At 65.4% G+C, this 21,610-nt stretch carries 20 protein-coding genes; 11 read left to right on the forward strand and 9 right to left on the reverse strand.

The genetic code is table 11. The annotated features are described in order from the left end of the window. Positions 1-8 precede the first annotated feature (8 nt). On the forward strand, positions 9-857 hold the full coding sequence (locus tag GC146_RS16655) for a TIGR00730 family Rossman fold protein (protein WP_291841199.1): 849 nt from the start codon (positions 9-11) through the stop codon (positions 855-857). 61 nt (positions 858-918) lie between these two features. Further along, on the forward strand, positions 919-1,791 hold the full coding sequence (gene yghU, locus GC146_RS16660) for a glutathione-dependent disulfide-bond oxidoreductase (protein WP_291841201.1): 873 nt from the start codon (positions 919-921) through the stop codon (positions 1,789-1,791). 54 nt (positions 1,792-1,845) lie between these two features. On the opposite strand, the gene GC146_RS16665 is transcribed toward yghU, so the two are convergent. Genes GC146_RS16665 through GC146_RS16675 form a run of 3 tightly spaced genes read right to left on the reverse strand, consistent with a single transcriptional unit; the run spans position 1,846 to position 5,080 of the window. Beyond that, complete coding sequence (locus GC146_RS16665; RefSeq protein ID WP_291841302.1) at positions 1,846-2,946, reverse strand: Gfo/Idh/MocA family oxidoreductase; 1,101 nt, start codon at positions 2,944-2,946, stop codon at positions 1,846-1,848. 17 nt (positions 2,947-2,963) lie between these two features. After that, positions 2,964-4,019, reverse strand: a complete 1,056-nt coding sequence (locus GC146_RS16670) for a sugar phosphate isomerase/epimerase (RefSeq protein ID WP_291841202.1) — start codon at positions 4,017-4,019, stop codon at positions 2,964-2,966. Beyond that, positions 4,016-5,080: a LacI family transcriptional regulator gene (locus GC146_RS16675; RefSeq protein WP_291841205.1), complete on the reverse strand. Its 1,065-nt coding sequence runs from the start codon at positions 5,078-5,080 to the stop codon at positions 4,016-4,018. Before GC146_RS16675 ends, GC146_RS16670 begins: the two co-directional genes overlap by 4 nt. A 151-nt stretch (positions 5,081-5,231) precedes the next feature. Between GC146_RS16675 and GC146_RS16680 the strand changes: the two genes are divergently transcribed. The 7 genes from GC146_RS16680 (at position 5,232) to GC146_RS16710 (ending at position 13,812) form a co-directional block, all read left to right on the forward strand. Continuing rightward, positions 5,232-6,479: an ABC transporter substrate-binding protein gene (locus GC146_RS16680; protein WP_291841206.1), complete on the forward strand. Its 1,248-nt coding sequence runs from the start codon at positions 5,232-5,234 to the stop codon at positions 6,477-6,479. Positions 6,480-6,601: 122 nt separating this feature from the next. Next, complete coding sequence (locus GC146_RS16685; protein WP_291841208.1) at positions 6,602-7,519, forward strand: sugar ABC transporter permease; 918 nt, start codon at positions 6,602-6,604, stop codon at positions 7,517-7,519. After that, positions 7,516-8,427, forward strand: a complete 912-nt coding sequence (locus GC146_RS16690) for a carbohydrate ABC transporter permease (RefSeq protein WP_291841211.1) — start codon at positions 7,516-7,518, stop codon at positions 8,425-8,427. The genes GC146_RS16685 and GC146_RS16690 overlap by 4 nt, the downstream gene beginning before the upstream one ends. Positions 8,428-8,431: 4 nt before the next feature. Further along, positions 8,432-9,514: a sn-glycerol-3-phosphate ABC transporter ATP-binding protein UgpC gene (gene ugpC / locus GC146_RS16695; protein WP_291841213.1), complete on the forward strand. Its 1,083-nt coding sequence runs from the start codon at positions 8,432-8,434 to the stop codon at positions 9,512-9,514. After that, positions 9,511-11,910: a glycoside hydrolase family 2 protein gene (locus GC146_RS16700; RefSeq protein WP_291841215.1), complete on the forward strand. Its 2,400-nt coding sequence runs from the start codon at positions 9,511-9,513 to the stop codon at positions 11,908-11,910. The genes ugpC and GC146_RS16700 overlap by 4 nt, the downstream gene beginning before the upstream one ends. 12 nt (positions 11,911-11,922) lie before the next feature. Further along, positions 11,923-12,669: a sugar phosphate isomerase/epimerase gene (locus tag GC146_RS16705; protein WP_291841217.1), complete on the forward strand. Its 747-nt coding sequence runs from the start codon at positions 11,923-11,925 to the stop codon at positions 12,667-12,669. 12 nt (positions 12,670-12,681) lie between these two features. Then, positions 12,682-13,812 (forward strand): Gfo/Idh/MocA family oxidoreductase, encoded by a 1,131-nt coding sequence (locus tag GC146_RS16710; RefSeq protein WP_291841219.1) that lies wholly within the window; start codon positions 12,682-12,684, stop codon positions 13,810-13,812. On the opposite strand, the gene GC146_RS16715 is transcribed toward GC146_RS16710, so the two are convergent. From GC146_RS16715 to GC146_RS16725, 3 genes are all read right to left on the reverse strand, one after another. Continuing rightward, the gene (locus tag GC146_RS16715; RefSeq protein ID WP_291841221.1) at positions 13,809-14,585 is read right to left on the reverse strand and encodes a hypothetical protein; all 777 of its coding nucleotides are present in this window, start codon (positions 14,583-14,585) and stop codon (positions 13,809-13,811) included. The genes GC146_RS16710 and GC146_RS16715 overlap by 4 nt on opposite strands. A gap of 82 nt (positions 14,586-14,667) precedes the next feature. Then, entirely contained in the window at positions 14,668-15,846 is a 1,179-nt protein-coding gene (gene rlmN, locus GC146_RS16720; RefSeq protein ID WP_291841223.1) for a 23S rRNA (adenine(2503)-C(2))-methyltransferase RlmN, read from the reverse strand. Positions 15,847-15,979: 133 nt separating this feature from the next. Then, positions 15,980-16,540: an invasion associated locus B family protein gene (locus GC146_RS16725; RefSeq protein WP_291841224.1), complete on the reverse strand. Its 561-nt coding sequence runs from the start codon at positions 16,538-16,540 to the stop codon at positions 15,980-15,982. A 188-nt stretch (positions 16,541-16,728) separates the two neighbouring features. On the opposite strand from GC146_RS16725, the gene GC146_RS16730 reads away from it, so the two are divergent. After that, the gene (locus tag GC146_RS16730; protein WP_291841227.1) at positions 16,729-17,724 is read left to right on the forward strand and encodes an asparaginase; all 996 of its coding nucleotides are present in this window, start codon (positions 16,729-16,731) and stop codon (positions 17,722-17,724) included. Here GC146_RS16730 and GC146_RS16735 read toward each other — a convergent pair whose 3' ends face one another. The 3 genes from GC146_RS16735 to GC146_RS16745 are packed head-to-tail and all read right to left on the reverse strand — an operon-like array spanning position 17,725 to position 20,225. Beyond that, complete coding sequence (locus tag GC146_RS16735) at positions 17,725-18,477, reverse strand: TSUP family transporter (RefSeq protein ID WP_291841229.1); 753 nt, start codon at positions 18,475-18,477, stop codon at positions 17,725-17,727. It abuts the gene before it with no gap. 1 nt (position 18,478) lies between these two features. Continuing rightward, positions 18,479-19,354, reverse strand: a complete 876-nt coding sequence (serB, locus tag GC146_RS16740; RefSeq protein WP_291841231.1) for a phosphoserine phosphatase SerB — start codon at positions 19,352-19,354, stop codon at positions 18,479-18,481. After that, on the reverse strand, positions 19,308-20,225 hold the full coding sequence (locus tag GC146_RS16745; RefSeq protein WP_291841232.1) for a sterol desaturase family protein: 918 nt from the start codon (positions 20,223-20,225) through the stop codon (positions 19,308-19,310). The genes serB and GC146_RS16745 overlap by 47 nt, the downstream gene beginning before the upstream one ends. Positions 20,226-20,435: 210 nt before the next feature. On the opposite strand from GC146_RS16745, the gene GC146_RS16750 reads away from it, so the two are divergent. After that, positions 20,436-21,590, forward strand: a complete 1,155-nt coding sequence (locus tag GC146_RS16750; RefSeq protein WP_291841233.1) for a phosphoserine transaminase — start codon at positions 20,436-20,438, stop codon at positions 21,588-21,590. Positions 21,591-21,610: the final 20 nt, after the last annotated feature.

Genomic DNA, 21,610 nt, shown 5'->3' on the forward strand with positions numbered 1-21,610 from the left:
ACCGCGCCATGCAGGACGAAACCCGCCGCCACCCGTTCCGTGACAGCCTGATGGACCGGCGCACCGCGGGACAGGTGCCCGACACGCCGCAGACGCGCTCGCCCACCTATCGCCTGGCCTTTGCCGATGACGATTTCCTGCTGCGCGAGGACCTGCGGCCCGTGCGCCTGCAACTGGAACTGCTGAAGGCGGAAACGGCGCTGAATGCGGCCGGCATCACCTCGACCATCGTGCTTTTCGGGGGCGCGCGCATTCCCGCGCCCGAACACAGCGCCAGCGCCCGCACCCCGATGCTGGCCGAGCTGTCGCGCTATTATGACGAGGCGCGCGCCTTTGCCCGCGCGATGACAGAACGCTCGCTCGCTGCCGGCGGGACGGATGACGTGATCGTCACGGGCGGCGGCCCCGGCGTGATGGAGGCGGGGAACCGGGGAGCCTCCGAGGCGGGGGGCCGCTCGATCGGCCTCAACATCGTGCTGCCGCACGAACAGGCGCCCAACCCCTACGTCACGCCGGAACTGGCGTTCAACTTTCACTATTTCGCCATCCGCAAGATGCATTTCCTGATGCGTGCGCGGGCGATCTGCATCTTTCCCGGCGGCTTTGGCACGTTGGACGAGATGTTCGAGGCATTGACGCTGATCCAGACCGGCAGGATGGCGCAGGTGCCGTTCCTGCTGTTCGGCCGGGCCTTCTGGGACAAGCTGATAAACTGGCACGCACTGGTCGAGGCGGGCACGATCTCGGCCCAGGACCTGACGCTGTTTCGTTATGTCGAGACGGCGGACGAGGCGCTGGCCGCCATCGAGGACTGGCCCGAGGCGGGCCGCAAGCGCGACGCGATCCCCGACCGCTGAGGGTGGCAACACGGCAGATCGCCCCTATGTGGACGACCGAGACAATCGAAAAGAGGCCAAGATGAGCGATACTTATACCCCCCCCAAAGTCTGGACCTGGGACAAGGAAAACGGCGGCACATGGGGCAAGCTGAACCGCCCCATCGCCGGGGCCACCCATGATGCCAAGCTGCCCGTGGGCAAGCACCCGCTACAGCTTTACTCACTGGCCACGCCCAACGGCGTGAAGGTCACGATCATGCTGGAAGAGCTTCTGGCGCTGGGCCACAAGGGCGCGGAATACGACGCCTGGCTAATCAAAATCAGCGACGGCGACCAGTTCGGCAGTGGCTTTGTCGAGGTGAACCCCAACTCGAAGATCCCGGCGCTGATGGATCATTCCACCACGCCGCCGACGCGCATCTTCGAATCAGGCGCGATCCTGCTTTACCTCGCCGAGAAGTTCGGCGCGCTGATGCCGAAAGATCCCGCGCTGAAGCCCGAAATGCTGTCCTGGCTGATGTGGCAGATGGGCAGCGCGCCCTATCTTGGCGGCGGTTTCGGCCATTTCTACGCCTATGCGCCGGAAAAGTGGGAATACCCAATCAACCGCTACACGATGGAGGTGAAGCGGCAACTGGACGTACTGGACCGCAACCTGGCCGAGCGCACCTACATGACCGGAGAGGACTATACGATTGCCGATATCGCGATCTGGGCGTGGTACGGCGCACTGGCGTTGGGCCGGCAATATGGCGCGGCCGAGTTCCTTGATGTCGCGTCATACAAGAACGTCCAGCGCTGGGCGCAGATGATCGACGCGCGCCCGGCGGTGATCCGGGGCCGGATGGTCAACAAGACCTGGGGTGAGCCGCACGAGCAGTTGCCCGAGCGGCACGACGCCAGCGATTTCGAGACCAAGGCGGCATCCAGATTGGAAGATGCCTCGTCTTGAACAATGACGGGCGGCCCCTGCAACGGGGCTGCCCGGCTTGGCCCGTTTCAGGCGCTAGCGCGCCACCCAGGCACCATCGGCCTTGCTCGACCGGATACAGGCGTCGATGAACCACATCCCGTCCAGCCCCGCCTCGATTCCCGGCAACAGCGCCCGGTCGCCGTGGCCCCCGATCAGGTCGGCGGCGTCGGCATAGATGTTGGCGAAGCCTTCAAGATAGCCCTCGGGGTGGCCGGGCGGGATGCGCGTCCATTGCCCAGCGCCACCGCCAAGGCCCGCGCCGCCGCGGGTGACGATCTTCTTTGGCTCACCTACACGGGCCAAGGTCATGACGTTGGGGTTTTCCTGCCCCCATTCCAGCCCGCCCTTGTCGCCATAGATGCGCAGGCGCAGTCCGTTCTCGTTGCCGACGGCGACCTGGCTGGCCCAAAGCATCCCGCGCGCACCGCCTTCCATCCGCAGCATGATATGCGCGTTGTCGTCCACGCGCCGGCCGGGGCCGAAACTTTGCAGATCGGCGGCCAACGCCTCGGCCCGCAGGCCAGTGACGAAGGACAACAGGTTGAAGGCATGGGTGCCGATATCGCCAATCGCACCGCCCCCGCCCGAGCGTGCCGGATCGGTGCGCCATTCGGCCTGCTTGTTTCCCGTCTCTTCCACCGCCTCGGTCAACCAGTCCTGCGCATATTCGGCCTGCACCACGCGGATCGTCCCAAGTTCCCCCGCCGCGACCATCGCGCGGGCCTGCCGGATCAGCGGATAGCCGGTGTAGTTGTGCGTCAGAACGAAGGGCACCTTGGCCGCCTTCACGGCCTTGGCAATCTCGGTCGCTTCGTCTTGCGTCGCGCAAAGCGGCTTGTCGCAAATCACCGCGATCCCGGCCTTCAGAAAGGCGATGACAGGAGCCGCGTGAACGTGGTTCGGCGTCACGATCGCCACCGCGTCGATCCCGTCGGACCGGGCCGCCTCGATCTCCGCCATCTTGGCGTAATCGCCATACGAACGGTCGGGCGCGATACCCAGATCCGAGGCCGAGGCCATCGCACGTTCCAGATCGGACGACAGTGCGCCAGCCACCAGCTCCCAGCGGTCGTCGATACGCGCGGCAATGCGATGCACCGCACCGATGAACGCGCCTTGTCCGCCGCCCACCATTCCAAGTCTCAGTCGTGTCACAGGCCCAGCATCCTATTGATCGTGGCGTCATCGCGCGTGCCGGCTGCGAAATCGTCAAACGCCTTGCCCGTCACCTCGATCAGGTGACGCGCGATGAAGGGCGCGCCCTCGGCCGCGCCCTGCTCGGGCGACTTGATGCAGCATTCCCATTCCAGCACCGCCCAACTGTCATAACCATATTGGGTGAGCTTGGAAAATATCCCCGGAAAATCAACCTGACCGTCGCCCAGACTGCGGAAACGCCCGGCGCGGCTGATCCAAGGCTGATAGCCCGAATAGACACCTTGCCGCCCGTCCGGATTGAACTCGGCATCCTTGACGTGGAAGGCGTTGATCCGCTCGTGGTAGATGTCGATGAAGGCAAGATAATCAAGCTGTTGCAGCACGAAGTGGCTGGGATCGTAGTTGATCATCGCCGCGGCGTGGCCCTTGCAGGCGTCAAGGAACATCTCGAACGTCGCGCCATCGAACACGTCCTCGCCGGGATGGATCTCGTAGCCGATGCTGACGCCGTTCTCGGCGTAATGATCAAGGATCGGCACCCAGCGGCGGGCAAGCTCGGCAAAGGTTTCCTCGATCAGGCCGGCGGGACGGCCGGGCCAAGGGTAAAGGAACGGAAAGGCAAGGCTGCCGGTGAAACTGACCGAGGTGCTCAGGCCCAACCGGCGCGAGGCGACGGCGGCCTTCTTCACCTGGTCCACGGCCCAGGCCTGCCGCGCGGCGGGATTGCCGCGCATCGCCTCGGGCGCGAAGGCATCGAAGGCGAGGTCATAGGCGGGGTTCACCGCCACCAGTTGGCCCTGCAGGTGGGTCGAAAGCTCGGTAATCTCCACTCCTGCATCGGCGCAGATCCCCTTCACCTCGTCGCAATAGGTCTGGCTTTCGGCAGCCTTGTCGAGGTCGAAGAGCCGCCCGTCGAAGGTGGGGATCTGCACCCCCTTGTAGCCGAGCCCGGCAGCCCAGCCGACAATGTCGGCCAGCGAGTTGAACGGGGCTGCATCGCCCGCAAACTGTGCCAGAAACAGCGCCGGCCCCTTGATCTGTGATGTCATACGTCCTGCCTTTCGTTCGTGTCGTCGTCCTGCAGCACTTCCAGCCCCTGCATCGGCGGCAATTCGGGATTGCGCACGGCCTGCATCACCGCGCGGGCCAGAAACTCACCGGCGCGGGCTACGTCCTCGCGCACGGCAATGATGCCCGGTCGGAAGAGGTTGAGAAAGGGGATCGCCTCCTTGGCGAAGACGTCGATATCGTCTGCCACGACACGGCCGCGCGATTCCAGCGCGGCTACGGCCGCCATCGTCGCTGCGGTACTCGAGCAGATCAGCCCGTCGATCGCCGGCTCCGTCGTCAGTGCGGCGGCCACGGCACTGCGCACCTCGTCGCTGCTGCTGTCGCTGGTTGCACCCTCCAGAATCCGCACAGACAGGCCTTGGGCCGCGGCCTCTGCCATCACCCCATCACGAATGTTCTGCGCATAATTCTGCGCCATCGGCGGCGCGACAACCAAAAGCCGGCGCCGCCCACGTGCCGCCAGTCGCCGCACGCCGTGACGGCCGAAGACGATATTGTCGTAGTCGAAATACGGGTGCTGGTCCGCCCAGATGTCGCGCCCGTGCGTGGCAAATGGAAAGCCCCGGGCCATCAGGAAGTCCACGCGCGGATCCTCGGGCTGGGTCTGGTTGAAGATGATTCCGTCCGCCGACGCCGATTCGACGATGTAGCGGATCGGCTTCATCGGGTCGTCGCTTGGAAAGAACGGCGTCACGATCATGTGGAACTGGGTCGACTGGAACTGCCCCGCGATGGCCGAGATCAGCCGTGCCGTGTGGTTCATCATGTCATGCTCGGTCGACAGGACAAGGCTGATCACATTGGTCCGTCCGGTGCGCAGGCGGACACCGGCCCGATTCGGCACATAGCCGATCTCGGTCGCGATCCGGCGCACCAGTTTCTTTGTGTCTGCACCGATGTCGGGCGCGTCAGACAGCGCGCGACTGACGGTAGGCACGGCCAGCCCACTCATCTTCGCGATGGTCTTCAACGTGGGCTTCGTGCTGGCGCGCGCTGCCCCGGCCTTCCTGCGGCCCAGGATCGGGTCACGCTGCGTCATGCCGCCCCTCTCATGGTGTCTTCCTCCCCCGGCGGTGGCCTGCTGAAAGCACCGCCACCCGACCCAAAGGGTGATTCAAAAATAGTTGCAAGGTCAATCTAAATCGATATAGGACTTTCTATAACGATTTAGAACCAGGGAGGAGAAAATCGTGAAACTAACAACCATGCTGCTGGCTTCGGCGGCGCTGGGCTTTGCCGGAGCGGCCCACGCGACCGACCTTGAGGTCATCCACTGGTGGACGTCGAAAGGCGAATCCCGCGCGGTGGCAGAGTTCGCGAAAGCGTTCGACAATGACGGTCAGGGCGATCACTGGATCGACAGCGCCATCGCCGGCGGCGACGTTGCCCGCCAGACCATCATGCAGCGCATCCTTGGTGGCGACCCTCCGGGCGCGGCGCAGTTCAACCCCGGCCGCCAGTATGAAGAGCTGATCAAGAACGGCCAATTGCTGCAACTGGACGACGTGGCTGCGGCCGGTCACTGGGCCGACGTCATCCGCCCTGCCAAGATCCAGAGCGCCTGCCTTGTCGATGGCCATTGGTACTGCGTGCCGGTGAACATCCACTCGTGGGACTGGGCGTGGTATTCCTATGCGCCGTTCAAGGCTGCCGGCCTGCCGAACCCCACCAACTTTGACGAGTTCGTGGCTGACGCCCCGGCGCTGAAAGCGGCGGGCTTCATTCCCTTCGCCATCGGTGGCGACGGTGGCGGCTGGCAGATCTCCGGCGCCTTTGACCAGATCCTTCTGGCCGCGCTTGGCATCGAAACTCGCGACAAGATGTACCGCGACAAGGACACCACGATTGCCGCCAGCCCCGAAATGCTGAAAGCCCTGACCAACTTCAAGGCGCTCAAGCAATTCGCGGATGATGGCTATGCCAACCGCAACTGGAACGACACCACCAACATGGTGATCACCGGCAAGGCGGCGCTGCAGATCATGGGCGACTGGGCCCGTGGCGAATTCGCAGCGGCCGGCATGACCGGTGTGAAAGACTACGGCTGCATGATCGGCCTGAACGAAGACAGCCCGATCGTGACCACCGACGGCGACGTCATCGTGTTCCCGAAACAGTCCGACCCGGCCGCTGAAGCTGCGCAAAAACGCCTTGCCGCGCTGCTGATCAGCCCCGCGGTGCAGGTTGCCTTCAACAACGCCAAAGGCTCGATGCCGGTGCGTGGCGACGTCGACATGTCGACCGCCGACCCGTGCATGCAGAAGGCGCTGATGGCGGTCGAGCACCCCGATCAGATCGCCGACTCGCCCGGTCGCTTCATCACGGCCGACACCTCCAACGCCCTCGGCGCGCTGGTGTCCCAGTTCTGGTCGGACGACAACATGACGGCCGAGCAAGCCCAGGCCAAATGGGTCGAGATCATCAAGAACGCGAGCTAATGATCGCGTCATGAAAAAGAAGGGGCGCCGCCCGTGCAAGCCGGCGCCCCTTCGTTTTTCGATACCATCGCCTGAAGGGGCCGCGCCGGGGCGCGTCGGCTTCGAGGCAAGGGGGGCAGGACATGGCACAAGCGCGCAAAAGACGACTGCGCCTGAGCGCCATCATCGGCACTGTGCCAATGATGATCGTGGCAATCGGCGTCTACGTGATCGGGATCGCATTCACCGTCTTCTGGTCGTTCACCGATTCGAAACTTTTTCCAAACAGCACACTGGTCGGCTTCAAGCAGTACCATCGGCTCTGGCAGGATGACCGTTGGCTGGTTGCGGTTCAGAACATCTGGATCTTTGGCATTCTGCTGATGGTATTCGCGCTGGCCTTCGGGTTCCTGCTCGCGGTTTTCATGGACCAGGAGATCCGGCAGGAAGACCTGCTGCGGTCCATTTACCTTTACCCCTTCGCCATGTCGCTGATCGTGACCGGTCTGGTCTGGCAATGGATGCTGGACCCGAACTTCGGCATCGAACACACCGTGCGCAGCCTTGGATGGGCGAATTTCCAATTCTCACCACTCGTCGATCCAAATACCGCGATCTATGGCCTTGTCGTGGCCGGCATCTGGCAGGGCTCGGGGGTGACGATGGCCATCCTTCTGGCCGGCCTGCGTGGCATTGACGCCGAAATCTGGAAGGCCGCGCGCATTGACGGGATCCCGATCTGGCGCGTCTACATCTTCATCGTCATCCCGATGATGCGCGGCTCGATCGGCACCGCTTTCGTTCTGATCGCGGTCGGCGTGGTGCGGGTCTATGACCTTGTCGTCGCGATGACCGGGGGCGGGCCGGGCATCTCTACCAACATGCCTGCCGTCTATGTCATCGACATGATCACCAAGAGCTACAACGTCGGTCAGGGCATGGCCGCGGCCACCATCATGCTGCTGCCAGTGATCGCGGTGATCGCCCTGATCGGACTGGGCCGCATCGTTTCGACCCGTCGCAAGAACGCGGCGATTCTCAGGGCGGAGGCCACGGCATGAGCACGACAGCAACATCTGGCCCCGCCGCGGCCGCCGCGCCGCGTGGCCCCAAGCCGCGCCGCCTGTCGGTTGCACGGATTGGTCTTTACGGCTTTCTCATCATCTCGGCGCTGTTCTTTCTCGTGCCGCTTTACATCATGGTCGTCACCTCGCTGAAGACGATGCCCGAGATCCGGCAGGGTCACCTCTTCGGCCTGCCCGAGACATGGACCGTTCAGCCTTGGATCGACGCGTGGATGCATGCCTGCACCGGGCGCGACTGCAACGGCCTTTCGCCCGGCTTCTGGAACTCGGTCAAGATCACCGTGCCCAGCGTCTTCATCTCGATCGTGATCGCCTCGATCAACGGATACGCGCTGTCGTTCTGGCGCTACCGCGGAGCCAACCTGTTTTTCGGCCTGTTGGTCTTTGGCGCCTTCGTGCCCTACCAGGTGGTGATCTACCCGCTGATCATCGCGCTGCGCGAGGTGCACCTGTTCTCGACACTGTGGGGGATCATCATCGTCCACACCATTTTCGGCATGCCGATCCTGACGATCCTTTACCGCAACTACTACGCAGCGATCCCGTCGGAACTGTTCAAGGCGGCGCGGATTGATGGCGCGGGGTTCTGGCAGATTTTCGTCCGCATCATGTTGCCGATGTCGGTGCCGATCACCATCGTCGCCATCATTCTGCAGGTCACCGGCATTTGGAATGACTTCCTGTTCGGCGTGATCTTCGCCGGCCGGAACAACTGGCCGATGACGGTGCAGCTCAACAACATCGTCAACACCACAACCGGCACCCGCACCTACAACGTCGACATGGCCGCGACCATCATCACCGCCGCGGTCCCGCTTATCATCTACTTCATTTCCGGCCGTTGGTTCGTCCGCGGTATCGCGGCCGGTGCGGTGAAAGGATAATCCCGTGACCAATCACTCCGTCTCCGTCAAGGATCTCACGCTGAACTTCGGCGCGGTCAAAGTTCTCAAGAACCTGACCCTCGACATCTCGGAGGGCGAATTCATCGTGCTTCTGGGGTCGTCCGGTTGCGGCAAGTCCACGCTGTTGAACTGCATCGCCGGCCTGCTGGACATCAGCGACGGCGAAATCTGGATCAAGGGCAAGAACGTGACATGGGCCGAACCCGCCGACCGCGGCATCGGCATGGTGTTCCAGTCCTACGCGCTTTATCCGCAGATGTCGGTGCGCGGCAATCTCAGCTTCGGCCTGAAGACCGCAGGCGTGCCCCGCGCCGAGATCGAGAAGCGCGTCGCCCGCGCCTCGGAAGTCCTGCAGATCGAACCGTTGCTCGACCGCAAGCCAAGTGCCCTGTCAGGTGGCCAGCGCCAGCGCGTCGCGATCGGCCGGGCACTGGTGCGCGATGTCGACGTGTTTCTCTTCGACGAGCCGCTGTCGAACCTCGACGCCAAGTTGCGCGCCGACCTGCGGGTCGAGATCAAGCGTCTGCACCAGCAGCTTAACAACACCATGATCTACGTCACCCATGACCAGGTCGAGGCGATGACGCTGGCCGACCGCATCGCGATCATGAAGGGCGGGCACATCATGCAACTCGGCACGCCCGACGAGATCTACAGCAGGCCGCAGAACCGCTATGTCGCGGACTTCATCGGCAGCCCTTCGATGAACTTCATCGACGGTCAGTTGCAGGATGGTGTCTTTGCCCGCGGCGATCTGACGATCCCGATGGCAGGCTACAACTACGCCAGCCCGCAGCCCCCCGGCGGGCCCGCCACCATCGGTATCCGCCCAGAGCATGTCGTGACCGGCGAACTTGTCGGCAATGCGCCGGTACAGCTCGACGTGACCGTCGACATCGTCGAACCGATGGGCTCGGACACGCTGGTCTGGACCGAAGTCGCGGGCGAGCGGTTCCGCGTGCGGATGGACGGCCATGCGCAGGTCCGCCACGGCGAGCCCCTGCGCATCGGAATCGTCCCTGCCCGCGCCTCGCTCTTCGACGCCAAATCCGAGCTGCGTTTGTGACACCCGGCGCTCTGATCGACCTTTCGGGGCGCTGGCATCTTGCACAGGCCGGCGGCGGGCTGGCCTGTGACATGGACCTGCCCGGCGACGGCATTTCGGCACTGCATGCCGCGGGCCTGATCCCCGACCCCTATTTCGGCCGCAACGAATATGACCTGCGCTGGATTTCGCAGGCGGACTGGGTGCTGTCGCGCACCGTCATGTTGGACGATCCGGCGGTGGCGCTGGAGCTGTCCGAGGTCGATACGCTGACCACGATCCGCTGGAACGGGCAGGAGGTGCTGAAGACGGCCAACGCTTTCCGCAGCTACCGCGCGGACCTGACAGGCGTGGCCGTGGCGGGTGAAAACCGGATCGAGATTACCTTTCACTCCGCCCCGGCCGAGGCCGACCGGCTGCAGGCGGCACAGCCCTTTGCCCTGCCCTACAGCACCAACTGCCCGATCCCCAACGGCAACCTGCTGCGCAAGCCGCAATGCGATTTTGGCTGGGACTGGAACATCGCGCTGGCGCCCTTCGGCCTTTACGGCCGCATCGCGCTGGTGCCCGCTGCCGCGCCGCGCATCGACGGCGTGATGGTGACGCAGGACCACCGCGCCGGCGCGGTGGATGTCACCGTCACTGCCCATGTCGCGCAGGCCGAGGGCGCGCCCTATGCCATCGCCTTCGCCGGGCAGATGGCCGAGGGCACCGTCGCCGGTCCCACCCTGACTACCCGTTTCACGGTGACCGATCCCGCCCTGTGGTGGCCCGCGGGCCAGGGCGCGCAACCGCTGCACGACCTGAGCGTGACCGTCGGCGGCACCACGGCATCCCGCCGCATCGGCCTGCGCCAGATCGAGTTGGTGACCGAGCGGGACGAGGCCGGCCTTGGCTTCCGCTTCCGCGTCAACGGGCGCGACATCTTCGCCAAGGGCGCCAACTGGATTCCTGCCGACGCGCTGGCGGGCCGGATCACCCGCGACGGCGTGGCAGACCTGTTGCGCTCGGCGGTGGATGCCAACATGAACATGATCCGCATCTGGGGTGGCGGACGTTACGAGCCGGACTGGTTCTACGACCTCTGCGACGAGATGGGGCTGATGGTCTGGCAAGACTTCATGTTCGCCTGCAACATCTACCCCTCTGACCCGGCCTTTTTGGCCGAGGTCGAGGCCGAGGTCGCCGAAAACGTCGCCCGGTTGCAGCATCATGCCTGCCTCGCCCTCTGGTGTGGCGACAACGAGCTGATCGGTGCGCTGACCTGGTATCCCGAGACGCGCGCCAACCGCGACCGCTACCTCGTCAACTACGACCGGCTGAACCGCGCGGTCGAGGCGGCGCTGAAGCGGACCGATCCGGGCGCAAACTGGTGGCCCTCCTCGCCCTCGCCGGGGCCGATGAACTTTGGCGACGCCTGGCATGACGACGGATCGGGCGACATGCATTTCTGGTCGGTCTGGCACGAGGGCCGCGACTTCGACCATTACCGCGATGTCAGCCCCCGCTTCTGTTCCGAATTCGGGTTCCAGTCTTACCCGTCGATGGAGGTGATCCGCCGGTTCGCCGATCCGGCCGACTGGAACATCGCCTCGCCCGTTCTGGAAAGCCACCAGAAGAACGCAGGCGGCAATGCGCGGATCGCGGAAACCATGTTCCGGACTTTCCGCTTCCCGGCCCGATTCGAGGATTTCGTCTATCTCAGCCAGGTCCAGCAGGGCCTGGCGATCAAGACCGCCGTCACCCAGTGGCGCAGCCTGCGGCCGCATTGCATGGGCACGCTTTACTGGCAGCTCAACGACACATGGCCGGTCTGTTCCTGGGCCAGTCTTGATCATGGCGGCGGCTGGAAACTGCTGCACCACATGGCGCGCCACTTCTACGCGCCGGTAATGGTGTCGGCGGTGCCAACGGGCGAAGTGATCGAGCTTCGCGCCGTCAATGACACTGCGCAGTCGGTAGACCTGACTGTTATCGCGCGCGCCGCAGCAATGGACGGCACGGTGCGCGAGCTTGGCCGCGCGACCGTCACCGTCGATGACAGCGCCACCCCGGTCCTGACCCTCCCGCGCGACAGCCTGACCTCGCAGGAAATGCTGGCCTTCACGTGGGAGGCGCCCGACGGCACCCGCGGCGGCGATGTCTTTGCGCCGAAGCCCTACAAAGCCTATGACCTGCGCGCGCCGCGGATCGAGCTAAAGGTCGCGCAGGACGGTGACGGCTGGCGCCTGACCCTGACCGCAGAGGCGCTGGCGCTGTTCGTAGCCGTCGAGGCCGACCGGCCGGGGCGTTTCTCGAACAATGCCTTCGCGCTGTTTCCCGGTGCGCCGGCGACAATCACCTTCACGCCCGCCGCGCCGGGCCCCGCTCCTACCTTCACGCTGCGCGACCTGCACAGCGCCACCATGACCACCTGAAAGGCCAAGACCATGCCCTCGATCTCTTACCAGCTTTACTGCTCGCGCAACTTCCCGCCCCTCGCCGACACCCTGTCGATGCTGGCCGATGCCGGTTTCACCGAAGTCGAAGGCTTCGGCGGCCTTTACGACGATCCTGCCGCGCTGAAGGCGCAACTGGACGCCGCGGGCCTGAAGATGACCACAGGGCATTTCGGCCTCGACATGGTCGAAGGCAGCCCCGACGTGGCGCTGAACGTCGCCCGCACGATGGGGATGGACGCGGTCATCGTGCCCTTCGTGATGCCCGCCGACCGCCCGACCGATGCCGCGGGCTGGACTGCCTTCGGTCAACGTCTGGCCAAGGCCGGTGCACCGATCATCGCCGCGGGCCTGCCCTTCGGCTGGCACAACCACGATTTCGAATTCAAACCGACCGAGACCGGCGAATTGCCTCTGGACCTGATCATGGCCGCCGCGCCTGATCTGAAGCTGGAGCTTGACCTTGGCTGGACCGCCCGCGCCGGGCAGGATCCTGTCGCCTGGATCAACAAGTATGCGGGCCGCATCATCGCCGTCCACGTCAAGGACATCGCGCCCAAGGGCGAGGCGCTGGACGAGGATGGCTGGGCCGACGTGGGCCATGGCACCCTCGACTGGGCACCGATCAAGGCCGCGCTGGATGCCGCCCACGTCACCCGTTTCGTCGTGGAACACGACAAGCCCGCCGATCACCATCGCTTTGCCACCCGCAGCCTTGCGGCCGTCAAAGCCTTCTGAGGACAGACCCAAATGACCAAACTGCGCGTCGGCATCATCGGATGCGGTAATATCTCCACCTCCTACCTCGGCCTTGCGCCGATGTTCAAATCGCTTGAACTCAAGTCGGTGGCCGACATCAACATGGAGGCCGCGCGCACCCGCGCCGCCGAATACAACCTTCGTGCCGAAACGGTTGATGATCTGCTCGCCGCGCCCGATGTGGACGTCATCGTCAACCTGACCGTCCCGGCAGTGCATTACGAGGTGACGCGCCGCATCCTTGAGGCCGGCAAGCACGCCTATTCGGAAAAGCCGCTGGTCCTCAGCCTCGACGAAGGGCAAGCGCTGCGCGATCTCGCGGCCTCCAAGGGCCTGCGCGTGGGCTCGGCGCCAGACACCTTCCTTGGCGGCGCGCACCAGTTGGCCCGCGCCTCCATTGATGAGGGCGCGGTGGGCCGCATCGTCGGTGGCACCGCGCACGTCATGGGCCACGGGATGGAAGCCTGGCACCCCAACCCCGATTTCTTCTTCAAGCCCGGTGGTGGCCCGATCCTCGACATGGGGCCCTATTACGTCACCAACCTGATCCAGTTGATCGGCCCGGTCACCGCTGTCACCGCGATGGCCAAGGCCAGCTTTGCTACCCGCACGATCGGCAACGGCCCGCGCGATGGCGAGGTTCTGGATGTCGAGACGCCCACCAACATCCACGCCATCCTTGAATTTGCCAATGGCGCCATCGTGACCCTGGGGGCCAGCTGGGATGTCTGGGCGAACCGCCATCCCAACATGGAACTTTACGGCAGTGAGGGCAGCCTTTACGTGCCCGATCCCAACTTCTTCGGCGGCGCCGTTGAACTGGCCGCGCCCGACGGCAGCGTCACCGAACTGCCGGGGCGCGGCCATCCCTTTGGCATCAACAATCAGGAGGGCCACGGCGTCTGGCGGGCGAATTACCGCTGTGCCGGGCTGGCCGACATGGCCGCCGCCATTGACGAGAACCGCGCGCATCGCTGCAACATCGACGTAGCCGTCCATGCGGTCGAGGTGCTGACCGGCATCCTCAAGGCGGCCGAGACGCAAAGCTGGGTCAACATGACGACGACCTGCGAGCGTCCCGCGGCCCTGTCGCCGGACGAGGCCAAGGCGCTGCTGGCCTAGGCCAGCGCGTCCCACTCTTCTTCGGCCAGCGCCAGCCGGTCGCGCACACTGTCAAGCTGCGCACCGGCCGCGGCGCTGCCCAGATGGCCGGGCGCCGCGATCATCGCGCGATATTCTTCAATCCGCTTGCGCAGCGCCAGTTTGCGCAGGTCGGCATTGGCGGCCGATTTCGCCGGCACGACGAAACTGACCGACACCGCCCGCAGACCGCGATCCGCAGCGATCGCGGCGTGGTAGGCCGCCTCGTCGGGGATCGCCTCGACCTCGTGATGAAAACTGACGCGCGAGGGCAGGCAGAGATAGGCCGACAGGTCCTCCCCGGCATGGCGCAACTGCACGATGGCGTAGCTCACATGCATCCTGACGACATAAGATGCGATCGGGTTAAGCGGCGCGAACTCCGCCAGCGGCAGAACCTTTTGGGGCTGTCGCAGGATCTCGCCCAGCGCGCGCACAACCTCGCCCGGGCCCTGTGCCTCGACTAGCGACATGAACCGCTCGGCCATGCGCTGCGAGGCCGCCTCGTTCTTGCCGAGAATGCCCGTGGGCGTCGCCTTGGGAATGAAGAAGGCCAAAGCATTGCCCAGCGGCACGGCGTTGTCTGGCTTGACCGGCACCAGCACCTGGCCAGTGCCGCCGCGCGCGTCCCAGCGGTACACGTCTCGCCAGATGCCACGCAGGATCGTCGGGTCCGACAGGATCGCTTCGGCCAGCCGACCCGGTACCGCGGCCGGCTGAAACTCGACACCGCTGATCTTGATCCGCCCTGTCATCGCTCCCCCGTCGCCGCTTGGTCCCTGGCCATTCTCTTACGCGGTCGCCCGGCGCTTCGCCATGGTCTTTCGCGTCCGGGCGTCAGCCGGATGTTCCGGTCTCGGCTGCGATTTGAGCGCGGCTCTTGCGGGCGCGTTCGGTGGCCGATTTCAATTGCCCGCAGGCCGCCATGATGTCTTCGCCCCGCGGGGTGCGGATCGGACTGGCATAGCCGGCCTTGTAGATGATGTCGGCAAAGGCGCGGATGCGCGCAGGCGTACTGCGGCGGTAAGGGGCGCCGGGCCATTCGTTGAACGGAATCAGATTGATCTTGGCCGGGATTCCCTCGATCAGCTTGATCAGCCGCCGCGCGTCGGCGTCTGTGTCGTTCACACCGTCCAGCATCACGTATTCAAATGTGATCCGTTCGGAATTGCTGGCCTTGGGATAGGTCCGAAGTGCATCAAGCAGCTCTGCGATGGGCCAGCGCTTGTTGATCGGCACCAGCCGGTCGCGCACCTCGTCGGTCGTGGCATGGAATGAGATGGCCAACTGACAGCCGATCTCTTCGGCTGTCCGCGCGATCTCGGGCACAACGCCGCTGGTCGACAGCGTGATCCGCCGCCGCGACAGGGCAATCCCCTCGGGGTCCATCGCGATCTTCATCGCGTCGCGGACGTTCTCGAAATTGTAAAGCGGCTCGCCCATGCCCATCAGCACGACGTTCGACAAAAGCCGCGTCTCGTCCTTGGGCGCGCCGGGAACCGGCCATTCGCCAAGGTCGTCGCGCGCCAGCATCACCTGCCCGATGATCTCGCCCGCGGTCAGGTTGCGCACCAGCTTCTGCGTGCCGGTATGGCAGAAGGAACAGGTCAGCGTGCAACCCACCTGGGACGAGACACATAGCGTACCGCGGTCCTCCTCGGGGATATAGACCACCTCCACCTCGTGCCCGCCGGCGATGCGGACAAGGTATTTCCGCGTGCCGTCGCCGCTGACCTGCCGCGTCACCACCTCGGGCAAGGCAATCACGAAGTTTTCGGCCAGAAGGGCACGATAGTCCTTGGCAAGGTTGGTCATCGCGGCGAAATCGCGCAGACCCCAATGATAGATCCACTGCCAGATCTGGCCCACGCGCATCCGCGCCTGCCGTTCGGGCGTGCCGGCCGCGATCAGCGCCTGGCGCATCGCCTCGCGCGTCAACCCGACAAGGTTGACTGGCCCCTCGGGCCGCTTGCGGGGCACGGTCAGGACATCAGGGGTGATGGCATCGGTGGGCATCGGCAACTCTCACGCGGTCAGAGCGCTGCACATATACCAGACCACGCGGCTTTCCAACATCCGCACGCGGGCTTCTTCTGGCAGGCAAATACTCCCGCCGGAGGCATCCGGGCGTTCCGCAGGAAGGCCCGGATCAGTTGGCGCAGCGCTTGGCCGCTTCCTCGATCGCCGCGGTAAAGCCCAGAAGCGAGAATGTATCCTCGGTCTGGGTGCCGCGCCCGGAGAGACCCGTAACAACCGCCGTCGCGCCCGATTTCATCGCCGTCGCGATTGTGGCGTCATCTTGCGGCGTGGCAGGCCATGCCCATTCACCTTGCGTGAACAGCTGGAACTTGGTCCCGCCGACATCAACCGTCACGGTCGAACCGCTGGCGAAGGGATAGCCACCGGTAAACGCCACCTGCCCGGACACATTCTCGGACGGGCGATAGAAGACGAAGAGCCGAATGTCGCCGCGTCGGACCGAAACCGGTTTGCCGTCCTTGGTGTTGACGGTCTGCTTGGGCGCCGAGACCGCCCAGCATTCGGTCGGGTTCTGGTCGACGAAAACGCTCCAATCGGTATCGGCGGCAACGCGGTTGCTGGACTGTCCGGTCGACTGGTCGCCACTTTGCGCCTGCGCGATGCCGGCCGTCAGCCCCGCCGTCGCGAGGATCACCGAAAAGGCCACTGCGCGCGAAAAGGATGAAATCATGCCTGCAATCTCCAACTCTTGCTTGCCCCCGGCCGTCCCGACCCCGAGATGCATCTTTGCGGCACCTTTTCGACTGGTCGGAACAAACTCAACTCGATAAGCCAAGCAATAGCAAGATTTCGCCCATCGGGGAAACCCCCAAGGACCGGGGCGGGCATGAATTTGCCCGGTATAAAAGGAGGAACGCCATGGCCGACGCAGTGAACATGATAGAGGTCTGGCGCGGCGACATGGTGGAGTGCACCCATCGCGGCCATGCGGTGATCTGCGATGGCGCGGGCGAGATCGTGACCGCATGGGGCGATCCGACGACGCTGATCTATCCGCGATCGTCGTGCAAGATGCTGCAGGCATTGCCTTTGGTCGAAAGCGGCGCCGCCGATTCCGCGGGCCTGCGGACCGACCAGCTGGCGCTGTCCTGCGCCAGCCATATCGGCGCCGCCTACCATACCGACAGGGTGGCGGCCTGGCTGGCCGACCTCGGCCTTGGCGACGACGACTTCCGCTGTGGCACGCAGGAACCCAGCGACCGCGCGGCGCGCGATGCGCTGATCCGCGCCGGGCAGGCTCCCTGCCAGATCCACAACAACTGTTCGGGCAAGCATTCGGGCTTTCTGACACTCAACCGCCACCTGCGCGGCGGGCCCGAATACGTGGACCCGGCACACCCCGTGCAGGTCGCCGTCAGGGCGGCCTTCGAGGAGGTCACGGGCGAGGACAGCCCCGGCTACGGCATCGACGGCTGCTCGGCGCCAAACTTCGCCACCAGCGTGCACGGCCTTGCCCGCGCGATGGCCAGCTTCGCCACCGCCGGCGACCGCAGCGGCGCGCGCGCCTCGGCGCAGGCCCGCCTCGTGGCGGCCATGACCCAGCATCCTGAACTGGTCAGCGGCGAGGGCCGTGCCTGTACCGAGCTGATGCGCGCGACCGGCGGCGCCGTGGCGATCAAGGGCGGGGCCGATGGTGTCTATGTCGCGATCTGGCCGGCGCGGCAGCTGGGCATCGCGCTCAAGATCGTCGACGGGGGCGAGGAGGCCAAGGAATCGGCCATTGCCGCGCTGCTGGTGCACCTGGGCGCGGTCGCCGCAGACCATCCCGCCGTGCTGCGCCGCCTGGGCGGACCGATCCTGAACCGCCGCCGCATTCCGGTGGGCCGGGTCGCGACCGCGCCGGGCTTCGTCTGATCAGCCCATCAGCAAGCGCAGCGCCAGCGCCGTCGCCGTGACCACCAGAAGCGGCTTGATCAGGCGCGCGCCCGCGTGCATCGCCAGCCGGCTGCCCAGCGCCGCGCCGGCCAGCTGGCCCGCGCCCATGCAAAGCCCGGTCACCCACCACGGCCCGGCCAGCAGCGCGAAGGCCACCAGCCCGCCAAGGTTCGACGCGAAGTTCAGCAGCTTGGTATGCGCCGTGGCCTTCAGCACGCCGAAACCCGCCAGCGCCACGAAACCAAGCATGTAGAAAGACCCCGTGCCGGGCCCCACCAGCCCGTCGTAGAAGGCCACCAGCGGCACCACCGTCACCATGAAATCGGCCGGGCGCAGCCGCTGGGCGCGGTCGATGTCGTTCAGCCCCGGCTTGAAGGCAAAGAACAGCGCAATCCCGATCAGCAGCACCGGCAGGCCCGCGCGGATCACCCCGGTGGGCAGGTGACTGGCCAGCGCCGCGCCGCAGATCGCCGCCCAGAAGGCGATGAGCGCGGGCGTGATCTGCCCGCGCAGGTTCACATGGCCCGCGCGACCGTAGGAGAACGCCGCCATCGCGGCACCGAACACGCCCTGCACCTTGTTGGTGGCCAGCGCCGTGACCGGCGGCGCGCCGGCAAGGATCAGCGCGGGCAGCGTGATCAGGCCCCCGCCGCCGGCGATGGAATCGACGAAGCCCGCGACGAAAGCGGCCCCCGTCAGCAGCGCAAGGACCTGCGGCGCGACCTCGATCATCTCAGGCGGCGAAGTCGTCGCGGGCGTAGCCCTGCAGGTAAAGCAGCGCGGTCAGGTCACCGTGGTTGATCCGCACGTCGCACTGGGCCTGCACCGTGGGCTTGGCATGCAGCGCCACACCCGTGCCCGCGCGGCCCAGCATCCCAAGGTCGTTCGCGCCGTCGCCCACCGCCAGCACCTGCGCGGGCGCAAGGCCCAGCCGCGCGGTGATTTCGTCCAGCGCCTGCACCTTCGCGGCCCGGCCAAGGATGGGCCGCGCCACGTCGCCGGTCAGGCGTCCACCCTCGGCCAGCAGGGTATTGGCGCGCATCTCGTCAAAGCCCAGCCGCGCCGCCACCGGCCCGGCAAAGGCGGTGAACCCGCCCGAGACCAGCACCGCATGCGCCCCATGCGTCTTCATCGTGGCGACCAGCGTGGCGCCGCCCGGCATCATCGTGATGCGCCGTTCCAGCACGCGGGCAATCACCGCCTCGTCCAGCCCTTTCAGAAGGCCCACACGTTCGATCAGCGCGCCTTCGAAATCCAGCTCGCCATTCATCGCGCGGGCGGTAATGGCGGCGACATGCGCGCCCACCCCGGCCTCGTCGGCCAATTCGTCGATGCATTCCTGCCGGATCATGGTGCTGTCCATGTCGGCCAGCAGCATCGCCTTGCGCCGCCCCGCGGCCGGTTGCAGCACCATGTCCACGCCCTGCGCCTGCAGGTCCTGCCAGACCTCCCAGCGGTTGCCGGGCAGCGCGGGCAGGGTGAACTCGGCCGCCTCGTCGGGGCATAGCCAGCGCACCTCGTCCCCGCCCCATGCGTTGCGCAGCGCGGTGACGAGGGCCGGGTCAAGTTTTCCGCTGGCTGGCGGGGCAATCAGGCTGGCTGCGAACATTGAACGCTCCGGCAGGTTTCCGGCGCGCAGAAATCACAAAGCCCGCGTCTTGGCCAGCGTCATAACCGGGGGCGCCGGCGCTGAAGGGCTGCAGCAGCAACCGGTCCAGCCACTGGTCTCGCGCGGTGCGAAACCTGTCGAGCCCGATCGTCATCCCGACCTGCCCTTTTGCTGGCGCGGCGACATAGGTGCCGAACAGCCTGTCCCAGAGCGACAGGTTGAAGCCGTAGTTGCTGTCGGTCTCGGCCCGGATGTCGGAATGGTGAACCCGGTGCATGTCGGGCGTGACCACGGCCAGCCGCAGCCCGGCATCAAGGCCCCGTGGCAGCCTGACGTTGGCATGGTTGAAGATCGCCATGCCGTTCAGGATCACCTCGAACAGCAGCACCGCCTCGGGCGGCACGCCCAGCGCCAGCACGACCGCCATCTTGACGAGCATCGACAGTAAGATCTCGATCGGGTGAAAGCGCAGCGCCGTGGTCACGTCGAAATCGGGATCGGCATGGTGCATCCGGTGCAGCCGCCACAGCACCGGCACCTTGTGAAAGACGAGGTGCTGCGCCCAGATCGCAAGATCCAGCAGCACGAGGCTTGCCAGGATCGCCAGCCAGCCGGGCACCGCCAACAGGTTGAACAGGCCCCAGCCCTGCACCTGCGCCCAGGCCGCTAAGCCTACCGCCAGCACCGGCAGGGCCAGCCGCAATACGACCGTGTCGAGCGCGACCAACGCGAGGTTGTTGCTCCACCGCAGAAGGCGCGGCAACGTGGCCCGACGCTGCGGCGCCGCCATTTCCCATGCCGCCATTACCACCAGCAGCCCAAGGAAGACCCCCAGCCGCAACGCGCCTTCATGCTCCAGCAGCATCGCCATGCTCCATACATTTATATTTCGTAATGTATAGGGGCGCCGGTCCTCCGGCAAGCCCGGCGGTTTCCGATCGGCGTCAAGCGCGTCGGAATTTCACGTCAAAGTGCCGCCCGAGGGCGATTTTGCCCATTGTGGGCCGCCGGGCACCCCCGTATCTCCGGCGGCGGGACACCCTTCCCCAACGAAGGGCGCATATCTGAGAGGATACCAGCAATGGTTACGACCAAGCCCGCCTTGCGGCCCGCGAATCCGCGGTTTTCTTCTGGCCCCTGTGCCAAGCCCCCTACATGGACATTGAACGCGCTGGCCGACGCCCCGCTTGGGCGCTCGCACCGCGCCGCCATCGGCAAAGCGAAGCTGAAAGAGGCGATCGACCTGACACGCGAGGTGTTACGCGTGCCGGCAGACTACCGCATCGGCATCGTGCCCGCCTCTGATACCGGCGCCGTGGAAATGGCGCTGTGGTCGCTCTTGGGCGAACGCCCGGCCGAAATGGTGGCCTGGGAAAGCTTCGGCGAGGGCTGGGTGACGGATGTCGTCAAACAACTGAAAATCGACGCGACAGTGCACAAGGCCGATTACGGCAAGATCGTCGACATGGCCGCGCTGAACTACGACAATGATGTCGTCTTCACCTGGAACGGCACCACCTCGGGCGTGCGCGTGCCCAATGCTGACATGATCCCCGCCAACCGCAAGGGCCTGACGATCTGCGACGCCACCAGCGCCGCCTTCGCGCAGGATCTGGACTGGCCGAAACTCGATGTCGTCACCTTCTCGTGGCAGAAGGTGATGGGCGGCGAAGGCGCACACGGGATGCTGATCCTCAGCCCCCGCGCCGTCGAACGGCTGGAACGCTACGCCCCCGCATGGCCACTGCCAAAGATCTTTCGCCTGACCAAGGGCGGCAAGCTGATCGAAGGGATCTTTGTCGGCGAGACGATCAACACGCCTTCGATGCTTTGTGTGGAAGATTATCTTTTCGCGCTGAAATGGGGCAAATCCATCGGCGGGCTTGATGCACTGAGGGCGCGGGCCAACGCCAACGCGCAGGCCGTCTGGGATTTCTGCGACAGCCGCGACTGGATCTCCAACCTTGCCGAGGAACCCGCGACGCGGTCGAACACCAGCGTCTGCCTGAAGTTCACCGACCCGCGCATCACCGATGGCGCGGCCTTTGCCAAGGCCGTGGCCAAGCGGCTCGAGGCCGAGGGCATCGCGCTAGACGTGGGCGCCTATCGCGACGCGCCGCCGGGCCTGCGCATCTGGTGCGGCGCCACCGTCGAGACGGCCGACATCGAGGCGATGCTGCCATGGCTCGACTGGGCCTATCACGCCCAGATTGCGGAACTGACGCAGGCCGCCTGACCCCTCACCATTCCCAGATA

The sequence above is a fragment of the Limimaricola sp. genome (genome assembly GCF_016125575.1).
GTDB lineage: Bacteria > Pseudomonadota > Alphaproteobacteria > Rhodobacterales > Rhodobacteraceae > WGLM01.

What these genes read in the sequence shown, in the direction of transcription:
- GC146_RS16655 (WP_291841199.1), top strand. Translation starts at nt 9, where the DNA reads ATGCAGGACGAAACCCGCCGCCACCCGTTCCGTGACAGCCTGATGGAC.
- yghU (WP_291841201.1), top strand. Translation starts at nt 919, where the DNA reads ATGAGCGATACTTATACCCCCCCCAAAGTCTGGACCTGGGACAAGGAA.
- GC146_RS16665 (WP_291841302.1), bottom strand. Translation starts at nt 2,946, where the DNA reads ATGGTGGGCGGCGGACAAGGCGCGTTCATCGGTGCGGTGCATCGCATT.
- GC146_RS16670 (WP_291841202.1), bottom strand. Translation starts at nt 4,019, where the DNA reads ATGACATCACAGATCAAGGGGCCGGCGCTGTTTCTGGCACAGTTTGCG.
- GC146_RS16675 (WP_291841205.1), bottom strand. Translation starts at nt 5,080, where the DNA reads ATGACGCAGCGTGACCCGATCCTGGGCCGCAGGAAGGCCGGGGCAGCG.
- GC146_RS16685 (WP_291841208.1), top strand. Translation starts at nt 6,602, where the DNA reads ATGGCACAAGCGCGCAAAAGACGACTGCGCCTGAGCGCCATCATCGGC.
- GC146_RS16690 (WP_291841211.1), top strand. Translation starts at nt 7,516, where the DNA reads ATGAGCACGACAGCAACATCTGGCCCCGCCGCGGCCGCCGCGCCGCGT.
- GC146_RS16705 (WP_291841217.1), top strand. Translation starts at nt 11,923, where the DNA reads ATGCCCTCGATCTCTTACCAGCTTTACTGCTCGCGCAACTTCCCGCCC.
- GC146_RS16710 (WP_291841219.1), top strand. Translation starts at nt 12,682, where the DNA reads ATGACCAAACTGCGCGTCGGCATCATCGGATGCGGTAATATCTCCACC.
- GC146_RS16715 (WP_291841221.1), bottom strand. Translation starts at nt 14,585, where the DNA reads ATGACAGGGCGGATCAAGATCAGCGGTGTCGAGTTTCAGCCGGCCGCG.
- rlmN (WP_291841223.1), bottom strand. Translation starts at nt 15,846, where the DNA reads ATGCCCACCGATGCCATCACCCCTGATGTCCTGACCGTGCCCCGCAAG.
- GC146_RS16725 (WP_291841224.1), bottom strand. Translation starts at nt 16,540, where the DNA reads ATGATTTCATCCTTTTCGCGCGCAGTGGCCTTTTCGGTGATCCTCGCG.
- GC146_RS16730 (WP_291841227.1), top strand. Translation starts at nt 16,729, where the DNA reads ATGGCCGACGCAGTGAACATGATAGAGGTCTGGCGCGGCGACATGGTG.
- GC146_RS16735 (WP_291841229.1), bottom strand. Translation starts at nt 18,477, where the DNA reads ATGATCGAGGTCGCGCCGCAGGTCCTTGCGCTGCTGACGGGGGCCGCT.
- serB (WP_291841231.1), bottom strand. Translation starts at nt 19,354, where the DNA reads ATGTTCGCAGCCAGCCTGATTGCCCCGCCAGCCAGCGGAAAACTTGAC.
- GC146_RS16745 (WP_291841232.1), bottom strand. Translation starts at nt 20,225, where the DNA reads ATGGCGATGCTGCTGGAGCATGAAGGCGCGTTGCGGCTGGGGGTCTTC.
- GC146_RS16750 (WP_291841233.1), top strand. Translation starts at nt 20,436, where the DNA reads ATGGTTACGACCAAGCCCGCCTTGCGGCCCGCGAATCCGCGGTTTTCT.